We start from the raw sequence: 19,749 nt of genomic DNA, 5'->3' as shown, positions 1-19,749 counted from the left end.
CGATTGGAGAGAGGCCCATCCCTCTCTCCCCACCCTTGTGGCGAAGCTTAGGGCTCTGTCCGGTCTGCAATCTCAATTATCGCTGCCGCGAACGCCTCCGGGCTTTCCTGAGGCAGATTGTGGCCCACGCCATCAATCACACGGGCATCATAGTATCCATTGAAGTTGGTTTCATGCCCCCGGCTTTGGCGCGGCGGACTTACACCGTCATCTGCACCAAGCAAAGCAATGGCTGGTACGTTGATCTTGGGCTGTGCAGTCAGCAGAACCTCAATCTTCTCATAGGCCGGATCGCCCTCTACGAGGCCAAAGCGGTGCCGGTAAGAATGGATCACCGTATCCACGAAATCCGGGTTATCGAAGCTCTCGGAGGTTTCACGGAACGTGCGGCGGGAGAACTCCCAGGTCGGGGACCACTGCTGCCAGAGCAGCCGTGTTAGGTCTTCCCTATTCTCAGCCAAACCATTGCGCCCACGCTCGGTGTGGAAGTAGTATTGATACCACCACAGATGCTCATCTTCCGGCGAAGCTGGGCGATAGGCTGCCGGGATGTTCTGGATGTTGTAGGCTACACCGCCACTGACCAGCCCCCTCACCTTTTCCGGCCACAGAGCCGCTGCGATGCAAGCTGCACGGCCACCCCAGTCATACCCGGCTAGGATCGCCTGCGGAATCTCAAGAGCTACCATCAGCGAGCGCAGGTCAAACGCCAACGCTCCTTGTTGGCCTGAACGAGGAGTCTGAGGGGAAAGATATTGCGTCGGACCATAGCCGCGCAGGTAAGGCACGATGCAGCGGAAACCGCGATTGGCGAGGATAACGGAGACTTCATCATAGCTGTGCACGTCATAGGGAAAGCCGTGGAGCAGGATGGCAGGAACACCTGATTTCGGTCCCACATCCATATAGGCAACGTTCAGCACCCCGGCTTCAATAAATTTCATCAGTCCCATCCCTCATATGGTGCAGCAGCTCTTTGAAATACTATAGACCAGAGCTACAGGGAGAAAGCCATTCTTCAAACTCAGACTTAAGGCGTGTCACCTCTTCCTCATTCAGCAAGAAGCAGTCAAAACCGCCATCATAAGGTGCCAGAATCCGCGAGCTCTCGCGGTTCATCAGCAAGAAGCGTTCGTCATCATGTGCTGCATCTTTAAAGGCGCCTCGATAGACCTCAGGAAACCACCGGACTTCATTTCCATAGAAGCCAATTGTCTCCTGCTCACCGAAGGGGTCTTCCTCATACTTCCATTTGAACCAGTACTTCAGCCGGAACTGATCAAGCAGTTTATGGCTGTAGGGCAAAGGGTATTCTTCAAAGTTGGGAAAGTACTCAACGAAGAGGCATTTTTGCCCCTCCTTCAAGATCCGGTTGCCCAGAATGCGGCCCCGGTCGAAGACGATCGCTTCTTCTTCCGGTGTCTCGGCATAGCGCTTGGCATCTGGTAAGGCGTGGAACCTGACCCACCTTTCAGGCATCACATTGCGGAGATAATGGCTGTAGGGAGGTAAGTCCCCAAAATAGCCCTTCCACTCGTCAATGAACCTTTTCACAATGATACAACCCTGTCTCAACCACTCAGCAGAACAATTGGGTGATCCGATGAGACTTAGTGGAGATTGGTTCGAATTCTCCTAGGTATTTTGATGCAATCCTCTTTGAATTCGCAGGAATTACAGAAAAGCCTTCACCCGTTCTGTGCATTGCATGACCTCAGCAAAGGCTGCAAAAATGCGCGTTGATACCGGATTGTTTACCGCCTCGAACTCCGCATGCCATTGAATGCCAAGGAAGAACTCCTTCTCTGGATGATGAAAGGCTTCAATCACCCCATCCTCAGAAGTCGCATCCAGCATAAGGCCTTCCCCCAACGTGTCCACGGCCTGCTCATGCAGTGAGTTCACGTGGTGGGTGCCATCCCCCAGGATGTCGCGAAGGAGCCCGTTCTCTTCAAGGCAAAGCTGATGGGCTGCACCGTACCGCTGCTTTGGTGGCAGCTTGTAGTCGATGGGGCGGTGCAGCGCGAAGGCTTCGTTTTCATAAAGGTCGTTGCGGATCGTGCCGCCAAAGGCCACGTTCATCTCCTGCATGCCGCGGCAGATGCCGAGCAGCGGGATGTTCTTTGCAAACGTAGCACGGATCAGCGCAAAGGCTGCTCGATCTCGTTTGTCATCAAACGGGCCATGGCTCTCAACCGTACCACCGCAACGGTAATAAGACGGCTGAATGTTGGAGGCATCACCTGTCAGAATAACGCCGTCCACCAGTGACAGGACATGCGCCAGTTCTGCGTCACTCAGCAGTGTTGGCAGGATGACTGGGACAGCTCCAACGGCCTGCATGGCGGCAGTCAGGTACTTGTCGTCGATGGTCTGCGTTGTCAGACCGGCCTCTTCGGAGGAATTCGCCAGGATGCCGACAATAGGTCTTTTTTCAGCAACCGCACTCGGCAGAGTGGTGATGCCACTGTTATTTGTCATGAGCGTATCCCTTCAGGGCACTAAATATCTGCGCAGTCGCGCTCTGAAATCATTGAAAGTATAGTTATCGCTTCAGCGATTTGGCGTAATGGTTTTCGATCCGCTGTTGCACAAACTCCAACATAACGGACATCACCCAGTAGATGATGGAGGCGGTGATCAGCATCTCCAAAATCTTGAAGTCAGATCGCCCCTGCGTTCTGGCAATGAACATAATGTCCCAGACCCCAACCACGGAAACCAGCGAGGAATCCTTGAGCATGGCTATGAACTGGTTGCCCGTCGGCGGCACAATAACCCGCATGGCTTGAGGCAGAATGACTTTTCTGAAAGTCAACAGGCGTTGCAATCCAAGCGCATCTGCAGCTTCCCACTGACCGACAGAAATCGACTGAATGCCAGAGCGGAAAATCTCAGTCATGTAAGCCCCGTACACCAGCGACAGCGCAATGATGGCGGCTGGCACCGGCGAAATCACGTATCCAATCTGTGGCAGGCCGAGGTAGATCAGGAAGAGCTGCACAAGCAGCGGCACACCGCGGAAGTAGGAGGTGTAAAACGCCCCCACACCTTCAATCACGCCAATGCCTGAGAGTTTCGCCGTGGCGCCCATGAGCGCAAACGCAAAGGCCAGCGAAATGGAAATGGCAGAGACGTAGAGTGTAGTGAAGGCTCCCGTACCCAGCAGGAAGGGCAGTTTTCTACCGATGAACTCAAAGCTCAGCTCAAAACTGAGAAAGAAGCCCAACGCCCCAGTCGCCAGCAGCAGCCAGACTGTTATCAGCTGTGCTCGGCGGGACAGGCTCAGGACCAGATAGCCGAGGCTTGAGACTGCCAGGAAAATCACCATGGATACAGAAAAGCGCCCCCACCAGCCGGAGAGTGTTTCCTCGCTCATTGCAGGGCGAAGGAACGAGCCGATCAGGCCTTGATTGAAAGCCAGAGCAAACGCCAGCACGAAGGCCAGCAGTCCGAGCGTTGCTGCAGCTTTCAGGCGGGCTGGCCCCTGCCTGAAAGCACCATTGGTGAGTGTGATCATGGTCTTACTTAACGCTTACCAGATCCGCACCGTGCCACTTCTTGGAGAGGTCGGCCAATGTGCCGTCGTTCTTCATCTCATCCACGATAGCAGCCAGCTTGTCGTTGAGTTCCTTGTCGCCCTTGTCGATTGCAATCGCCAGTGGCTCGTAGAAGATCGGATCACCCAGCTGCTTGATCGGCAGGCCCTTCTTCATCGCCTGCTGAATGACAGGAACGGACTGCGCCAGCGCGTCCAGACGCACACCGTCACCAAGGGACAGCTCGTCGAACTCATTGATGTCGCTGTAAAGTTTGATCTCACCCGGTGTCACAGCGTACTCAAAGGATGGCGCACCAACCGCATCAATCTCAAGCTTGTGCTCCAGATATTTGTGGTAGGTGGAGGAGCCTACAACACCGATAACCTTGCCGTTCAGATCCGCCAGTGAAGTGGCTTTGGAGTTCTTATGAACCGCAAACGCTGCCGGGGTGTAATAGTAGACAGCCGGGAAGTCCAGCACTTGCGCGCGGGCCTTGGTTGGGGTCATGGAGCCAACCACCATGTGCCATCTGCCGTGCCAGCGCCCGGCGGTCATCACTTCCCAGCCTGGGGTAACGAACTGCACGTCCACGCCAAGACGCTTAGCGATCTCTTTGGAGACGTCAATGTCGAAGCCCTGCAGCTGGTTGTCATCTCCCATGAAGGCGTTCGGGCGATAATCGGAGTTTGATCCTACGACCAGCGTCTTGTTCTTCATGATCGCGTCCAGAGCCTCTCCAGCCTGCGCGCTCAGGCCAACAACGCTTGCAGAGACAAACAATGCAGCACCAATGATGGCTTTTCCGGTATTTTTAAACATCCCAACCCCCAATTTCGTCATTCTGACGGACAATTTTCAAAATTTTGGGCAGTTTAAAGGTGTGGTTCAAAGCAAGACAAATCAGTCTGATTGATCCATGTATAGAAAAACTCTATATATAGCCCATGGCTATCTCCCGACGTTTCGTCCCTACCCTTCAGGAATTACGCGCACTGGATGCTGTTGCTCGGCACAAATCCATCTCTGCTGCTGCGCGGGAATTGAACGTCTCTCAGCCAACTATTTCATATCATATCAAACAGTTAGAAGAGCGTTGGGATGTCAAACTGTTCCGCATGAACGGACGCAATCTGGAGCAGACGGAACTGGTGCAGGATATTCTTTCGGAAGTCTCTGCAATCAACAATGGTATAGAGAATCTCTCATACCTGCTCGCCAGCCAGACAGCGCGAAAACAGCTGACAATCGGCATCGCGCCCTCTTTGGCCTCCATTATGCTCGTCCCACGTCTGGCCGAGTTCTCCGCTCTGCATCCCAACGTGGCCATCCGCATCAGCGCTGCGAACCGCTTCGTTGACTTCGCGGAGGAGAAACTGGATGTGGCTCTGCGCCTGTTGCCGAAGACGGAAGGGGATCTTGGGGCCTCCCCTCTCATCCCACTGCCACAGGAACGGATGCGGGTGGTGTGCGCGCCCAGTTATCTGGCAGCACTAGCAGGCGAGCCGATAGCCCCGCATTCGGCCCCCGTTGAGCTGTTCGCGGAGGCGGACTTTATCCATGAAGACGAGGCGTTTCACTGGCAGAAGTATCTGGAAGCCTATTGGCCAGACTTCTCCGGCCAGATGGTCCCACAACTCACCTTCAACAACACCGACCTGATCCTGCAAAGCGCCATTGCCGGGCGTGGCTTTGCCATCCTTAGAGATCTTTACGTCATAGACGCGCTGAATGCAGGCACGCTCATCGAACCATTCCGGGAAACGCTCCCTTGCCAGCGGGCCTTCCAGTTCGTGCTGCCGGAAACGTCCATTCCCTCAGCTCAAGTGTGGGATTTCATCAACTGGCTAAGTGCTGAAATGCAGGCGATGCATATCCGCTAACAACAGATGTGCCGGGCTTATCAAAGCCCTTGGATAATCTCTGAGTAGATCACACAGGCCCGCAAACACATTGCCAGTTGTGTGCTGCGAAAGCCGTCATTTCGTCAGATGCATGATACTTTTTTGAGCAAATCGCCCTAACAAACTCAAGAATAAATTAGAATTACTCTAAGTGATCATCAATATTCCACTTTGAATCTATACAATATTCTGAAGTCATGTATTGTCATATTAAATAGATAAATCTCATGTAGTCATAAAAATAGATTTTTACATGGATGAACATAATAAAATTAAAATCACTAATCGAAATTACGGAAACAAAACTGCGTAGATGATGGTAATCACTCAAAATATTCATCAACACCACAATTTATTTTACTTATCGCGATGGAATCAATCCGCGTTCACAATAACCGGCACCCAATCTGCCTGCAGGTTCCTCACAGCGAAGCTGGAACCTCACCCGTTTCGGAGCACGTCCCCGAAAGTAGGCTTGGTGTAGCTGCAGAGTTATCGTAGGCTGATGACAGGGCATACCCTTTTAGCGGGAGCCAGCATACTAGCCCAAAGCCAACGGCTGAGCACAGTTATTGTCCTTTTCAGAGCCGAATACGTTCAAGAGACTCTTTTCTTATTGGAAGGAAAAGGATGGACATTCATCAACTCAAAACCTTTGTGACGGTTGCTCGTGAGGGCAGCATCACCAAAGCTTCTGAACTGCTTTTTCGAAGCCAACCGGCTGTTAGTGCGCACATAAAAAACATGGAAGAAACGCTGGGACTCACCCTGTTCCAGCGCACCCCAAGAGGCATGGCGGTGACGCCAGACGGGCAGCGTTTGCTGAACGAAGCCCATCAGCTGCTCGACAGGCATCAGAAGTTTCTGGAGGAAGCCTCCCGGCTGCGCGGCAGCCTTGCAGGTCAACTCTCACTCGGCGCAGGCCGCAATTCCAGCACCGGCGTGGTCAGCAACCTTCTGGCGGCTATGTCCCAGGAGTTCCCAGAGGTGGAGGTGGAGCTCCAGCATCGGGCTTCTGTCAAAGTGCTGGAAGGCATCCGCAATGGTAGTCTGGATGCAGGGTTTTATACGGAAACCGGCGAGGATGATTCCGATCTCTCCACGCTGGAGATCTCCAACTTCTGCGTTTACCTCGCTGCACCTGCCAATCTTGTGCCGTCGGCTTCTGAGGTCAACTGGAAAACGTTGGAAGACGTGCCATGGATCTACCCCAGCTGCAACTCCTGTTGCGGACGGTTGGCGCGTGATCTGTTGGAAACGCACGGTATCCGGCCAAAACGCGTGATCAACGTGGATGACGAGGGGGTCACCCGTGCTTTGATCGCCAGCGGCGTTGGCATTGGCCTTGTACACGCCAACTCAACCAACCCTCGAGAGCAGGAAGGCGATATCGTTCTGCTGACACAGGTGCAAAAATCAGCCCGCGTGCTGTTTGCGCATTTGTCCTGCCGGATCGACGATCCTGTAATCGCGGCAGTGCGCTCCATTCTGGCAACGGACAACTGCACAAGCATTCCGTTTCAGGGTGACCAAAACATAGAGGCGGCGCTAATCGCCTCCTGATCTTTTCAAGAAAACAAACACGCACGACTTCAGTCCAGCTTCTGGGCTGAAGTCCGCTGCACATTGCTTTCCGATTGGGTGGATGGCTGCTCTCCCCAGTTGGCGTCAAAGACTACAACAATCTGGAATACTGAGGAATTTTTCATTTTAATTCTCATCGGGAGAAGCCACATGCAAAGAATTCTATACAGCCTCAGCGGTGCCTCCGGGCAGCACTATTCCCCGCATGTCTGGAAGATCATCATGTCCCTGAAGCACAAGGGACTCGCGTTTGACCTAAAGCCCGTTTCCTTCGGCGACATTTCCAGTATCGAAGACGGTTCTTATAGCAGCGTGCCCGTGCTCAACGATCAGGGTACTTTACTCAGCGACAGCTTCGAGATCGCGCAATATCTGGAAACAACTTACAAAGACACGCCGACCCTATTTGAAGGGGACGGCGGCCTGCAGCTCTCGCGTTTCGTAGAGAGCTATTGCAAAACAGTTCTGCACCCGACATTGGCCGTAATTGCTGTGATGGACATGTACAACATCATGAGTGATGCAGACCGCGCTTACTTCCGTACTGCACGTGAAAAGCGGTTCGGAATGCCGCTGGAAGACGTCTACGCTAACCGTGATGCAGAGCTGGCAACCTTGCCGGAGAAGCTCAATCCGGTGCGCGATCTGCTGGCGACGCAAGACTGGCTTGGCGGCGAGAAAGCCATGCATGCTGACTATGTTTTGTTCGGCACGCTGCAGTGGTGCAACGTCTGTTGCGCAGATCCATTTTTTGCAGCAACGGACCCTGTCCAGATGTGGTTCGAACGCATGCTCGATCTTCATGATGGTGTGGGCCGCAAAGCGGTCAGCGAAGCAGTCACAGCCTAACGCTGCACACTCTTCAGGCAACGCAAAATCCATAAGATGTTCAGAAGGTATCGCATTTTCTGCGATGCCTTCTTTTTGTGCAAGTCATTGTATTATCAATAATTTAACAGAGATAAAGTTTGCTGAAGGGTGCCTCATCTATCCTGAGGGAAGCCATCAGTATTTTCATCTTGTTCTTAGCAATCCTTTCCGGCTCCATAGGGCCACACGAAAAAATATTATTGGACGCGAGGGACGAAACTTACCTCACAACCGGCAGTGACACAGCGCAGATTCGACCGGGTCTGTGAACGCTCTTTCTCTGCCCACGCATAACAAAAATGACAAGCCAACGCAGTTTGTCAGGGGCCGCGCTAAGCGCATCTCCTGAACCGGCATTTTTCAGATTTTCTTTCCAGGTGAAGGATCAGAGGATTTATGGATGCACATCTTGAAACACCGGAATATTTGGCAAAAGGAACAGCCCCACTGTCCTTTGATTGGGTCCGACAAGTGCACACACTTGGACCCACCGGCACGAACTGCGAGAGAGCTGCCCTGAGGTGGGCTGCACGCCATTGCAAGAATGCTGAGGTCTTTCTTCATGCCACGATGGAACTGGCAGCAGAAGCCGTCGCGAAATGCAGAAAATCCGTTCTGCTGAGCGTGGTGGCCTACCCCCATCTGCATTCCATCATTTACGAACACATCGGCGAGCTGAAGCTGATGGACGTGTTCATCATGAACACCGACAACATGGTTCTAGCGTCCTCTACTGGCGAAACACCCAAGGTCTGCGCCACACACCCAGCACCTGAAAAGCTGATCCCGGCCTCTATTGAGCGCAAGTTCGTCACCAGCAACGCACAAGCAGCTGCTGTCTGCGCCAGAGGCGAAGCGGATGGCTGCATCACCACGCTGTGCGCCGCCAACGAGTTTTCTCTGACAATCCTAAGAAAGCACGGTCCTGTGCCCATGGGCTTCACTATTCACGGCCCGTTACAAGCCACCCCGGCCTCCCACCCATCGTTTACGAGTGAATTTCAAAACCCCAACAGGAGGGAATTTCATGACACAGAAAGCTTATGAAACACCAATCGAAATCCGCTACCGCGATACTGACTCTATGGGCCATGTGAGCAGCCCGATCTACTACGATTACATGCAGTCCGCTTACTTAGAGTACATGCATGATCTGCTCAAACTGCCAAAGTCTGAGAAGCTGCCACACATCATGGTGAAGACCTCCTGTGACTACGTTTCTCAGGCGCTCTATGGCGATCGTCTGGTGGTGCTGAGCCGCGTGACCAAGTTTGGTGGCAAGAGCTTTGAAATGCAGCACGAAATGCGTCTGGATGATGCGGATGGCCGTGTCGTCGCCAATGCCTCCTCCACACACGTGATGTTCGACTACGAAAAGCAGTCAACCTATCCGGTGCCGGATGACTTCAAGGCTGCAGTGGCTCAACTTCAAGAACCTGTCACCATGCACCAGCCAGCATAAGATCTGTCACTTTTCTCGAAATCTGGAGATCTCTGATGGATCTACAATGGAATGAACGTCAACAGGCTCTGCGGGCAAAGTATGCCCAAATTGGCAGCCAGGTTGACCACTCCGCACTGCATGCTGGCAGACAGGCTTTTGATCAGGACACTTGGGACCGGCTTTTAGAAGCCGGTCTCTGGAAGATCATTGTGCCTGCCGAATATGGCGGTGAAGGCACCGATTGGTGGGACTTTACAGCAGCACTGGAGGGGCTTGCTTCCTCCGTGCGCACGCCGGGCATTCTGCTTTCCGTCATCGCGCAGGCGGGCATGGTGCATGCGCTCAACTTGTTTGGAACGGAAGCGCAGAAGAGGGATTATCTTGGCCGCATCCTGAAGGGCAAACTAAGCGCAACAGCGATTGCCGACCCGGACACTGGCACGGATGTGCGCTCCACATCCTCTGTCCTGACACCGGGACCGAACGAGACTTTCGTGCTCAACGGCGCCAAGTACAACATCGCCCATGCACCCGTGGCGGACTTTACGCTCGTGGTGTGCAAGCTGGATGGACATGCCCGCGATGGTATCTCGCTGATCCTGCTAGATGCTGGTACCCAAGGCCTTCAGGTTGGTGAATACGACCAGAAGCTCGGCAATTTGGATCTGCCAACAGGGCCAATGAAGTTCAACAATATCCCACTTCACTATGGCGACCTTCTAGGCGTACCCGGCAAGGGCCTGCGCAATCTCATCACCTTCGTGTCTCTGGGCAGACTGTATTACGGCCTTGTGTCTGCATGGCTGGTGGAACCAATGCTGAAAGCAGCCATGAGCTATGCGCAGCAGCGCCAGACCTTTGAGGTGCCGGTGCTTGAGTTCCAATACGTACAGAAAAAGCTGACTGACATGCGCATCTCTGCAGAAGCTGCAAAGTGGACCGCCTATGGCGCGCTTCAACAGTTGCTGGCTGGCGCACCAGAAGCAGGCATGACTTGCTCTATCGCCAAACTAGTTGGCGCAGAGGCGATCACCAGCAGTGCGATTGATCTTCTCAAGCTTTACGGCACCAAAGGCTACCATCAGGGCGAAGTTTCCACCTTCCTCCGTGATGCACTTGCCTTCTGCGCTGTGGGTGGCACCGAAGAGATGCACCGCCGCAACATCATCAGCCAGATGAAACGACTGGAAGCCAAGGCTGCGAAAGAAGCAGCAGAGCCACCGCAGGAGCGCATTCTGGAAACAGCGTGATACCAGGCAGGCCCCGATATTGCCGGGGCTTTGCTCTTTCTTTGAGCTCACAGGAGTTACTAATGGAATTTGCCAAAGTCGCACTTGCGGCCACTCTTCTGGCAGCAACAACCACAGCACCTGCACTCGCTAAAAACGGCGTAGAGCGGGTGCCAACTGCTATTGACTGGTCCGCCGCCAAGATTGCTGCAAAACGGTCGCTGGCACGTGATCCGGAAGCCGTCGAAAAGTTCGTCGCCGCCGCCAACGGAGCACTGCGAACCGTTGAACTGCCTGTCCTGATTTTCGGCAGCGATGCCAAGATGGAAACACCACAGTTCGCCAACCAGAACTCAGCCTATGTCGCCTTCTACACATTGGAAGGCGCGCAGGTCAGTATTCTGGGGTCGCACACCGTGCTGACAGGAACTGAGGATCTGACTGGCCATCATCAGGCCGTTGCTTATGAAAGCATCGGCAGCGGTGCGGATTACAACCTCAACCGCTACGGCGCGCATTACACCATCCGCCTGACCTGCGACAACCCAATCAAGGATGTGCGGTGTCGTAAGCCGGAGTTCCTCAACAGTATCGTTCAGACCCTTCTTGTCGTGAATGGAGCGGCCCAATGATGCGTTTTATCTCTCTTTGTCTGGCACTGGCTTTCAGCTTCTCCGCTCAGGCCGACGACACATCCCGCTTCATGATGCCGGGAGATCTGATTGAAAACACCGGTCAAGGTGTTGCCAGCCACGCCATCTACTTCCCGCAGATGCGCTTTCCGGTGGAGTCCGGGCCAGCCTACGCCAACTCCCACGCTTATGCGCCCGGCGGGTTCAAGGGCAACGGTGGGTCTGAGTGTGATCCGGCCAACTATTCTTATCCATGGCGCGATAACTTCTGTGAGTTCCGCAAAGCTGATCTGCCGCTGTGTGCCTCAGGTGGTCACCAGGGACAGGACATTCGCCCCGCATCTTGCGAAGCCAGCAAGCATTGGGCAGTGTCAGCCGAAGATGGCATCGTGGCTCATGTGGGCCGGTTTGGTGTGACCATCCAGAGCCCGACCGGCACACTGTATCGTTACGTGCATCTGGATATGAAAACACTTCAGGTAAAGCCGATGGACAAGATCGCCAAGGGCAGCCGCATTGGCAAGATCTCCAACAACTGGCTTGGCCCGCTTCCGATCCATCTGCACTTCGATGCCAAAGATACGATCATGCTGAATGGTGAGCCAAAGGCCGTGTTCTTGCCGCCTTACACCAGTCTGGTTGCCTCTTATCAGTTGATCATGGATTGATCCGGCAGACCACGAATACCAAAGGGCGCCTCACAAGGTGCCCTTTTTGCTTTTCCGTTGAACCCTGAAAGGGAAATGAAATGACCAACATTCTCTGGGTCTTTGGCTACGGCTCCCTCATCTGGCACCCCGGTTTTGAGCCTGTTGAGCAGGTGCCAGCGCGTCTGGATGGCTGGAAGCGGAGGTTCTGCCTTTGCTCCCTGCGCTACCGCGGCACCTTCGACCATCACGGCCTCGTCCTTGCCCTTGATGCGGCACCAGAATCCTATTGCAGCGGCGTTGCCCTGGGCATCCCGCAGGACAAACAAGAAGAAGTGCTGGAAGGTTTGCGGGCACGAGAACTATTTAATCCGGCTTACCGGGAGATCATCACAACACTTCAGCTGCAAGATGGACGGCAAGTGGAGGCGCTGACCTATGTGGTGAACCGGGAGCATGAGCAGTACGGCTCCTTCAACGCTGAGGAGCAGGCGCAAATCATCGCCACAGCAGCGGGCGAGAAAGGTCCTAACTGCGATTACCTCTGGAACACCGCGGATCATCTACGAGAGCTGGGCATTGCTGATCCGGATCTCGACTGGTTGTCAGATCGTGTGCGCACCATCCAGGCCTCAGAAGTCATCACAGCCTGACAAACCCGGCACGCCAATTTCAGCGGCGTGCTGGCACTTTTCAACTCGCCACATTCGTTGCAGGTGCCTCACTGCAAATGAGAGAGCCCTGCTCCAGATGGCATACTTTGTCGGCAAGAGATCGTGCAGCAGCCTGATCATGCGTGAAGAGAACCAGCGCCGTTTTGCGATTGCGCATCACACCCCGCAAAATCTCCAGTACATGACTGCGCGCCTGCATATCCAGTGCGGATGTGGGCTCATCTGCCACTAGACATTGAGGACGTGTGGCGAGTGCGCGGGCAATCACCAGCCGCTGTGCTTCACCGCCAGAAAGCTCACGCGTTTTGCGGTTGAGGAAATCGGTATCTGTCGGCAACCCCACCCGGTCTAACAGCCGGTTCGCCTCTGCCTGATCTCCGCGAGACAACATCAGCGCTTCTTTCAGCACATCAGACACCGAGAAGTGGCTTGCCATAGCGCGGTGAGGGTGTTGCGGGATCAAAGCGATGACAGATTTTTCGCGCTCCGTTCCGTTCTGCCAGTAAACGTAGCCTTCCTGCACTTTCTCATAGCCACTCAGCAATCGCGCCAGCGTGGTTTTCCCGCTTCCGCTGCCTCCCAGAATAGCAAGGCAACTCCCTGCAGGCACAAAGGCGGATATCTTGGAGAGTAGCCCTCTGTTCTCAATGGAATGGCTGAGCTTATCCATGACCAACCCATTGCCAGAACGTACCTCCAACGCGGGATTGTCACCGCTGGAAGAAATCGGCAATGGCACCGGATTGCCGGCATTGCGGCGAAGTTTGAGGAGCTGCTGCGTGTAAATGCTGCGCGGCCTGTCTAACACGTCTTCAGAGGGGCCAATCTCCGTCAACCTACCTTTGCGCAACACACCAACATGGGTGGCCAAACGTCGGGCCAGCTCGATGTCATGGGTGATCAACATCTGACAGCGCTGCTCAGAGCCGTTTTGGAAGGAGCGGATCGCTATCTCCCGGTTAAAGCTGTCCAGCGCTGCTGTTGGTTCATCCATAATCAGAAATTCAGGAGAGTTCGCTAAGGCAAGCACGGTCAGCACCCGCTGTATTTCGCCTCCACTCAAGGCAGTGGGATAGCGCGGCAAGAGCCTGTCAGGAATGTTTCCAATGACGCATTCTTCGCGGGCATCCCTCTCACTCAAGCCGTGCGCCCTTAACATCTCCTGCACATGCTGCAGTACCGTCAGGTGCGGATTGAGGGCATCAGAAAGTGCCTGCACAATAAGGCCTGCCGACCGCCCACGCATCGCTTGCAGTTGAGCGCGGGAAGAACGCAGCACGTTCATCTCACCAAGCCACGCGTCACCGCTCCAGCTGAAATGGTTGGAGGGTAGCGGCTTTTCTTGCGCCGCCAGTCTGCGCCCCTGGATCAATCCCATCAGCGATCGGGCAAGGCTCGTCTTACCACCGCCCGGCTCACCAATGACCGCAAGCGTCTGGCCTCGGCCAATCTCAAAGGATACATCCTGCAATAAAGGACGCTCTCCGAAAAACAGATTCAGCTGCTCAACCCGGATCATATTGTTCCTTTCCGGTGAGCCCGCCGCTTTGCGAGTACCCTTCACCAATTATGAGGATCCCGATGAGAAAGAGAGACAGCGCGCCTGCGGGGGGCAAAAGCAACCATGCCCAGGCATCTGTATAAAGATGCTCCATCGCATCCTGCATCATGCTGCCCCACGTGAGCAGGCGTGGATCAGTCAGGCCGAGGAAGCCAAACCCGGCGCTTTTCAAAGCAGCCTGTCGCACATTTTGTAAAAATAGTCCCACAATCGCAGGCCAAATGGCAGGTAGGATGTGATGACGCAGACAGTAGGTGCGACTGGCGCCCATCCGCCGTGCGAAATGCACGTTCTCGCGTGTCAGTTCCCGCAGCAGGATCGGCAGTGCCACACGAACATCCTCATGCCATCCCGTCAGTGCGAGCAGCACCACAAGCCCAAGGAACCCCGGCTGTATCCAGGCCGCCAAAAGCAGCAGTAACAAAATGGACGGGATCACTTGCAGCACATCCACCACGCGCAGAACTGCACCGCGCGCCGCCGGGCCACCAAATGCCGCCAGACTTGAGGCTGCCAAAGCCAGCGCCAGAGCAGCAGTTGCTGTCACCAAGGCAAGGAAGATTGTGACAGGCGCGGCACGCACCAGACCGATGAACACATCCTGCCCGATCCCGTTGGTACCAAGCCAGTATTCCGCGCTGGGAGGATGCAGCACATCCGGGCTGGTTTTGTAAGCAGGTAGGCTTTCCGACAGTGTGAAGCCAGCCATCATCAAAATGACGGAGGCAGCTAATGCGCCTTTGGAGACAAAGCCTGCACTTTGGGTAATCGGAGACCAGTAACCAAGCATCAGCTCATCCTCTCCGCGCCAGACTTGTTGCCACTGCATCGATGATCCAGTTGAGCAGCAGCACAAGCCCCGCCATCACAATCACCGCCCCCTGCAACAGCACATAATCACGGTCCAAAATGGCGTTATAGATCAGGTGCCCTGTGCCCGGATAAGAGAAGACGATCTCAACAAACAACACTGCCCCAAACAACCCCGTCAGCGAGTCACTCATACGTGCGAGAAAGACCGGAAACAGGCTTCTTCCGTAGTAGGCTATCCGCAGCCGCCAACCTTTGATGCCGCGGCCACAGGCATTGATGATGAAAGGCCGCTGAGACAGCGTGATCGCTTCACCCCGCGCCAGAAAATAGAAGCGGGACACCTCATGCAGCGACAGCGCCAGCACGGGTAGAACGGCGTGGCGGGCAACATCAAAGTCGCGCTGCAAAGGGTTATCACTGGGAAACAGAGGCTCCGCTCCACCTGCAGGCAACACCGGACACAATATGCCAAAGGCCAGCAGCAATAGGACTGCAGCAGTAAAAGGCGGAATACTGGCAATTACAGTAACAGTGCCCGTGGCGACACGATCAAACAAAGCCCCCGGCGCTTTACCTGCTTCGATTCCTCCGGCAGCTCCTGCAATCAAAAACAGAGGCGCTGCGCAGGCAATCAAAAGCAGTGTCCAGGGGATCGCTGCTTTGAGCAGTTGAGAGACAGGAGCCGCATGGGGGACGGAGTACCCCAAATCACCGACAACCAGATTGGATAGGTACTCCCCCAATTGCTGAAGCCAGCCGCCAGCCACACCAAATTGGGAGCGCAACTCTTCCGCTTCACTTCCGCTCAAGTCCCGCGAAAGGTCGGAGGACAGGAAGATTGCAACAGGATCACCCGGCAACAAGCGCGGCAGAATAAACACGAGCATAACCAACAGGAAGAACACCAGCAAACGGACGCTAAGACCGGACAGAAGATTTATAAGTATCGGGGGAACCACAAGAACGGCCTACCTGTTTTATGTTTGCCTTTTGCCAGCTGCACAAAGGCAGCTGGCGTTGGGTGAACCAAGCTGGTCAGTTAACCAGATAGGATTTATGCAAAGCCGAAGGCACGCCAATCGCAACGCCGCCCGGCATGAACTCAAGAGAGGAAAGCTTGTCGTTGTACGCTGTCACCATGTACGGGTTGGCGATGGCATAGGCTGGCAGCTCCTGCGAGTAGACTTCCTGAAACTCATTCAGAATATCCTGCCGCTGCTGGCGAGAGGTCGCCACGGATTGAGCATCCGCAAGCGCTCTCAGCTTTTTGCCGGAGTATCTGTCGCTGGCCCACTTCTTCCCAAAAACGCGGCGCAGAATGCCGTTTGGATCACCAAGAGTACTGGACGCATAAAGCGCCAGATCATAGTTGCCCTCGCTCAGACTGTCCTGCAAAGCCGCACGCTCCATGATGCGCACATCCAGTTTGATGCCGAACGTCTCCAATTGCTCTGCCAGAACCTTCGCCGCCTTGGTCTCTCGCTTGCTGGCCAGCACGCGCAAAACAACCTGCTCACCATCGATGTACCAAAGCTGATCCTCTGCGCGGGCCCAACCCTGCGCTCTTAGCAGATCTGCTGCCTTACGTGGACTGAAGGCATACGGCGGGTGAACATCATCAGAATGCCAAGGTGATGCTTCCTGAAAGAAGCCGGTATCGGCCACGTCTGCTGTGTCCTGATAAGCCGTCGAGATCAGTGCTGGCCGATTGATGGCATAGGCAATGGCGTGACGTAGGTTCTTATTTCCAAACCGGCCTGCATGATTAAAGCCTAAGCGAACAGAGTGATTGCTAAACGCCTTTACGACATTGAGGCCGTTCTCTTTGGCTTGTTCCAACCGCTCTGGAGGCAGGTAGGAGATAATATCAATCTCTTCGGCCTTGGCTGCCCGAAGCGCGGCGTCCGTTGCCATCTTCACAATTGCGATGCGCTTGAACTTAGGCGTGCCGAGGTAATAGTCAGCGTTCGCTTCCAACACATAGCGCCCCTGTGCCTTGTTGTAGTCCGCCAGCTTATAGGGACCACTCCCGATCACAGCCTCTGGCTCCGCAAAGCGCTGCGGTTCTGCAATATCTGCATACACATGTTTGGGCAGGACAGGCATGGAAAGCAGCATGCCGGTCAGCAACCCGGCATCCGGCTTTTTAAGCTGCAGACGCAGGTGGTCGTGAGAGAGTACTTTCGCCTCCTTCACATTCCTTACATCTGCAAAAACATAAGGATGTTCCTGCATATAGCTGAAGGTGAAAGCAGCATCTTCTGCCGTTACCGGCTCTCCATCATGCCAATGGGCACGCAAGTCGATGTAGATATCGCAAATGAGACCGTTGCGGGAAATAGTCCAGCGTTTGGCCAGAGCAGGTGTCACATCCCCGTCTTTCTTCTGGCTCAGCAGACTGTCAAAAACGTAGGTAGTGTAAAGATACCCGATGCCGTTTTTGCCATGAATGTAGGGCGCCAACATACCACGGTCGCCACGGGCATCGGTGATCACCAGCTGGCCAACGGGTCCGGCCATGGCCGCTGCAAGAGTCAGCAATAAAGCTGCGAGAGTCGCGGCAGCAACGCGCACAAGGGGTTGATGGATAAGGTGCATGTCTCAGACTTTCTGAGCGGGACGCACGGCAACATGCGCATCCTCAGGTTCCTGATCATGGCTGCCACGCAATCTGCGCGGTTGGCTGGTGGTCTTCTATAGGGACATAAGGTTTCAGGTCCAGAATGGGGGTGCCATCAACACAATCCATTCCACTCACCGTCAAAACGTTGCCGTCCCGTCTAATCAATTCAACCGCACTGAGCCCGATCGGGTTGGGTCGGTTGGGTGAACGGCTGGCAAAAACACCACGGGCAGCTTCATCTCCACGAGGCCGCCGGATCAGAGCAGTCCCGTCAGAATGATGCAGCCAGTACAGCACCCACAGATGGGAGGCCATGGTGATGTTCAAAAGCGCATCCGCATAAGATGAGGAGATGTCCAGCTGACATTGGTCAGGATTACGTCTGCTGGATTTTGGACATTGGCGCACCTCTGAAAAACCAGTTCGGATGAAACCAACCGGGTTTAGGGAAATGCTGGAAGACATAGAGATCTCTTGCTGATTACTCATTTTTTGAAGCCGTAATAGGTTGCAAAATTAAACACTTAACGCCCCCAAAGCCAAAGCCCGCCTCAACACCAGATCGATACTTGGTGACGATATCCGAGTAAATTCGATTTATCCGATAGCCTACCTCAGAATTTCTGAGGCGTCCTTGATCAGCATATTCGAAAATGCTGAGGCTATGCCTCTGATAAATCGATTGGATTATTGGCAGCGGCAAAAAACATAGTTCTGGCACCTCATTAGGATTAACTCAGAATCACAGGTCGCTATGACAGATCACACCCAGCACAACCCGCAGCCGGCCTCCGGCCTTCAACCTGCACCGGAGACCGTCAAATCCCCCTTTAACAACAAGCAGACCTGGCAGTTCATTGGCGTCGCCATTGCCGCAACGCTTGCTGGCTTTCTCGCTTCCGCCTACCTGCCCGCTGGTATGACTGTTGCTGCGGTCTTATCCGTTGGCTGTCTGGGCCTTTGGGCCACGGGCGTGGTGCCGGAATACTGGACGGCACTTGCCTTCTTCTTTGTGGCAATCGTCATAGGCATCGCGCCGCCGGATGTGGTGTTCTCCGGCTTTCAAACTTCCACTTTCTGGCTGTTGTTTGCAGGCCTCGTGCTCGGCGCCTCCATCAAGCACACCAAGCTTGATAAACGGGCTGCAGTTTTGCTGATGCGGTTGCCGCTTAACAGTTATGCAGGTCTGATCTCCAGCATCGTGGCCTTCAGTGTGGCGCTGGCATTTGTGGTGCCCTCTTCCATTGGCCGCATCATGATCCTGTTGCCAGTGATCTCAGCCCTTGCCGCGCAGATCGGGTTCAAACCCGGCTCCAACGGACGTACTGGCATGCTCTGCGCAGCTGCATTCGCGACCTTTGCGCCTGCCTTCACAATCCTGCCGGCCAACGCCCCCAACATGATCCTCGCAGGGATGAGTGAGAGCCTGTATGACCTCAGCATTTCCTATTGGGACTACCTGCGCCTGAACTTCCCTGTTCTGGGTATCCTCAAGTCCCTCATTCTGATCGGGCTGACGCTGGTCCTCTTCCCGGACAAACTGCCTGAAGATGCCCATGAGGATCCAGAGGAGGCAACGCCGGTTAGTGTTCAGGAGCGGCGCTTGATGATCATTCTGGCGCTGTGTCTGCTGTTCTGGCTAACAGATAGCCTGCACCCGATTGGTCCTGCCTGGGTTGGTCTAGCTGCAGCACTGGCGTGCTTCTGGCCGAATGCGAAGCTGACCTCCAAAACCTGCATCAATCAGGATCTCAGCTACGGCTCTTTGATGTTCGTGGCAGGTATTATGGGATTAGGTGCGGTGATCTCCGTCGCCGGTCTGGGAGAAGCAATTGTTCAGACCATTGGCGGACAAGCAGGCTTCTCAGAAGACAGTCCAATCTGGAACCTCTCCGTCCTCACCGGCCTGTCAACGCTGGTTGCTATGGCAACAAACTTACCCGGTGTGCCTGCTGTGATGACGCCGGTTGCAGGTGATCTGGCAGAGGCGACCGGCCTTCCCTTGCAGACCGTTTTGATGACGCAGGTAATGGCGTTTTCCAACGTGTTCCTGCCGTTTCAGGCCCCTCCACTGGTAGCCGCCATTCAGGTTGGCAATCTGCCACCGAAGGCCGTGATCAAGCTGTGTCTGACGCTGTTTGTCATCAGTCTGTTTCTACTCGTACCCATCGATCTGATGTGGTGGTACCTGCTCGGATTTCTTTAGGTCTCGGCAGGCGGGCCCACACA

At 54.5% G+C, this 19,749-nt stretch carries 20 protein-coding genes; 10 read left to right on the top strand and 10 right to left on the bottom strand.

From position 1 onward, the window contains the following. Window positions 1–47 precede the first annotated feature (47 nt). The 5 genes from PSE_RS11055 to PSE_RS11035 form a co-directional block, all read right to left on the bottom strand. Complete coding sequence (locus PSE_RS11055) at window positions 48–944, bottom strand: alpha/beta fold hydrolase (RefSeq protein WP_041768336.1); 897 nt, start codon at window positions 942–944, stop codon at window positions 48–50. Between the two features lie 40 nt (window positions 945–984). Beyond that, on the bottom strand, window positions 985–1,554 hold the full coding sequence (locus tag PSE_RS11050) for a hypothetical protein (protein WP_008549443.1): 570 nt from the start codon (window positions 1,552–1,554) through the stop codon (window positions 985–987). A 120-nt stretch (window positions 1,555–1,674) separates the two neighbouring features. Then, on the bottom strand, window positions 1,675–2,481 hold the full coding sequence (locus PSE_RS11045; protein WP_014284935.1) for a gamma-glutamyl-gamma-aminobutyrate hydrolase family protein: 807 nt from the start codon (window positions 2,479–2,481) through the stop codon (window positions 1,675–1,677). Between the two features lie 64 nt (window positions 2,482–2,545). Beyond that, complete coding sequence (locus PSE_RS11040) at window positions 2,546–3,520, bottom strand: amino acid ABC transporter permease (protein ID WP_014284934.1); 975 nt, start codon at window positions 3,518–3,520, stop codon at window positions 2,546–2,548. Between the two features lie 4 nt (window positions 3,521–3,524). Continuing rightward, on the bottom strand, window positions 3,525–4,361 hold the full coding sequence (locus PSE_RS11035; RefSeq protein WP_014284933.1) for a transporter substrate-binding domain-containing protein: 837 nt from the start codon (window positions 4,359–4,361) through the stop codon (window positions 3,525–3,527). A 125-nt stretch (window positions 4,362–4,486) separates the two neighbouring features. Here PSE_RS11035 and PSE_RS11030 point away from each other — a divergent pair, with 125 nt between their 5' ends. The 9 genes from PSE_RS11030 (at window position 4,487) to PSE_RS10990 (ending at window position 12,502) form a co-directional block, all read left to right on the top strand. Continuing rightward, window positions 4,487–5,422 (top strand): LysR substrate-binding domain-containing protein, encoded by a 936-nt coding sequence (locus tag PSE_RS11030; RefSeq protein WP_014284931.1) that lies wholly within the window; start codon window positions 4,487–4,489, stop codon window positions 5,420–5,422. A 651-nt stretch (window positions 5,423–6,073) separates the two neighbouring features. Further along, window positions 6,074–7,006 (top strand): LysR family transcriptional regulator, encoded by a 933-nt coding sequence (locus tag PSE_RS11025; protein WP_014284930.1) that lies wholly within the window; start codon window positions 6,074–6,076, stop codon window positions 7,004–7,006. Between the two features lie 171 nt (window positions 7,007–7,177). Then, window positions 7,178–7,876, top strand: coding sequence for a glutathione S-transferase family protein (locus PSE_RS11020; protein ID WP_014284928.1), 699 nt, complete (start codon window positions 7,178–7,180; stop codon window positions 7,874–7,876). Window positions 7,877–8,293: 417 nt separating this feature from the next. Continuing rightward, window positions 8,294–8,944 carry a prephenate dehydratase gene (locus PSE_RS11015; protein ID WP_014284927.1) on the top strand — a complete coding sequence of 217 codons (651 nt, stop codon included), beginning with the start codon at window positions 8,294–8,296 and terminating at the stop codon, window positions 8,942–8,944. Beyond that, window positions 8,925–9,359, top strand: a complete 435-nt coding sequence (locus PSE_RS11010; RefSeq protein ID WP_014284926.1) for a thioesterase family protein — start codon at window positions 8,925–8,927, stop codon at window positions 9,357–9,359. The genes PSE_RS11015 and PSE_RS11010 overlap by 20 nt, the downstream gene beginning before the upstream one ends. A gap of 35 nt (window positions 9,360–9,394) precedes the next feature. Continuing rightward, complete coding sequence (locus tag PSE_RS11005) at window positions 9,395–10,591, top strand: acyl-CoA dehydrogenase family protein (RefSeq protein WP_014284925.1); 1,197 nt, start codon at window positions 9,395–9,397, stop codon at window positions 10,589–10,591. Window positions 10,592–10,653: 62 nt separating this feature from the next. Beyond that, on the top strand, window positions 10,654–11,202 hold the full coding sequence (locus PSE_RS11000; protein WP_014284924.1) for a hypothetical protein: 549 nt from the start codon (window positions 10,654–10,656) through the stop codon (window positions 11,200–11,202). Continuing rightward, window positions 11,199–11,870: a M23 family metallopeptidase gene (locus tag PSE_RS10995; RefSeq protein WP_014284923.1), complete on the top strand. Its 672-nt coding sequence runs from the start codon at window positions 11,199–11,201 to the stop codon at window positions 11,868–11,870. The genes PSE_RS11000 and PSE_RS10995 overlap by 4 nt, the downstream gene beginning before the upstream one ends. Window positions 11,871–11,950: 80 nt before the next feature. Next, window positions 11,951–12,502: a gamma-glutamylcyclotransferase gene (locus PSE_RS10990; RefSeq protein WP_014284922.1), complete on the top strand. Its 552-nt coding sequence runs from the start codon at window positions 11,951–11,953 to the stop codon at window positions 12,500–12,502. 40 nt (window positions 12,503–12,542) lie between these two features. Here PSE_RS10990 and PSE_RS10985 read toward each other — a convergent pair whose 3' ends face one another. The 5 genes from PSE_RS10985 to tsaA all read right to left on the bottom strand — a co-directional run bounded on the left by PSE_RS10985 (window position 12,543) and on the right by tsaA (window position 17,985). Then, the gene (locus tag PSE_RS10985; RefSeq protein ID WP_014284921.1) at window positions 12,543–14,042 is read right to left on the bottom strand and encodes an ABC transporter ATP-binding protein; all 1,500 of its coding nucleotides are present in this window, start codon (window positions 14,040–14,042) and stop codon (window positions 12,543–12,545) included. Beyond that, window positions 14,029–14,913: an ABC transporter permease gene (locus PSE_RS10980; protein ID WP_208998151.1), complete on the bottom strand. Its 885-nt coding sequence runs from the start codon at window positions 14,911–14,913 to the stop codon at window positions 14,029–14,031. The genes PSE_RS10985 and PSE_RS10980 overlap by 14 nt, the downstream gene beginning before the upstream one ends. Next, window positions 14,879–15,856, bottom strand: a complete 978-nt coding sequence (locus PSE_RS10975; protein ID WP_244421374.1) for an ABC transporter permease — start codon at window positions 15,854–15,856, stop codon at window positions 14,879–14,881. Before PSE_RS10975 ends, PSE_RS10980 begins: the two co-directional genes overlap by 35 nt. A gap of 76 nt (window positions 15,857–15,932) precedes the next feature. After that, complete coding sequence (locus tag PSE_RS10970; RefSeq protein ID WP_208998150.1) at window positions 15,933–17,417, bottom strand: ABC transporter substrate-binding protein; 1,485 nt, start codon at window positions 17,415–17,417, stop codon at window positions 15,933–15,935. Between the two features lie 133 nt (window positions 17,418–17,550). Beyond that, entirely contained in the window at window positions 17,551–17,985 is a 435-nt protein-coding gene (tsaA, locus tag PSE_RS10965) for a tRNA (N6-threonylcarbamoyladenosine(37)-N6)-methyltransferase TrmO (protein ID WP_148266132.1), read from the bottom strand. Window positions 17,986–18,274: 289 nt separating this feature from the next. Here tsaA and PSE_RS10960 point away from each other — a divergent pair, with 289 nt between their 5' ends. Continuing rightward, entirely contained in the window at window positions 18,275–19,726 is a 1,452-nt protein-coding gene (locus PSE_RS10960; RefSeq protein ID WP_014284916.1) for an SLC13 family permease, read from the top strand. The last annotated feature ends 23 nt before the right edge of the window (window positions 19,727–19,749 follow it).

Source organism: Pseudovibrio sp. FO-BEG1, from assembly GCF_000236645.1.
Lineage (GTDB): Bacteria > Pseudomonadota > Alphaproteobacteria > Rhizobiales > Stappiaceae > Pseudovibrio.
Note: the sequence above shows the minus strand (reverse complement) of the source record. Positions and strands in the feature narration are given on the sequence as shown.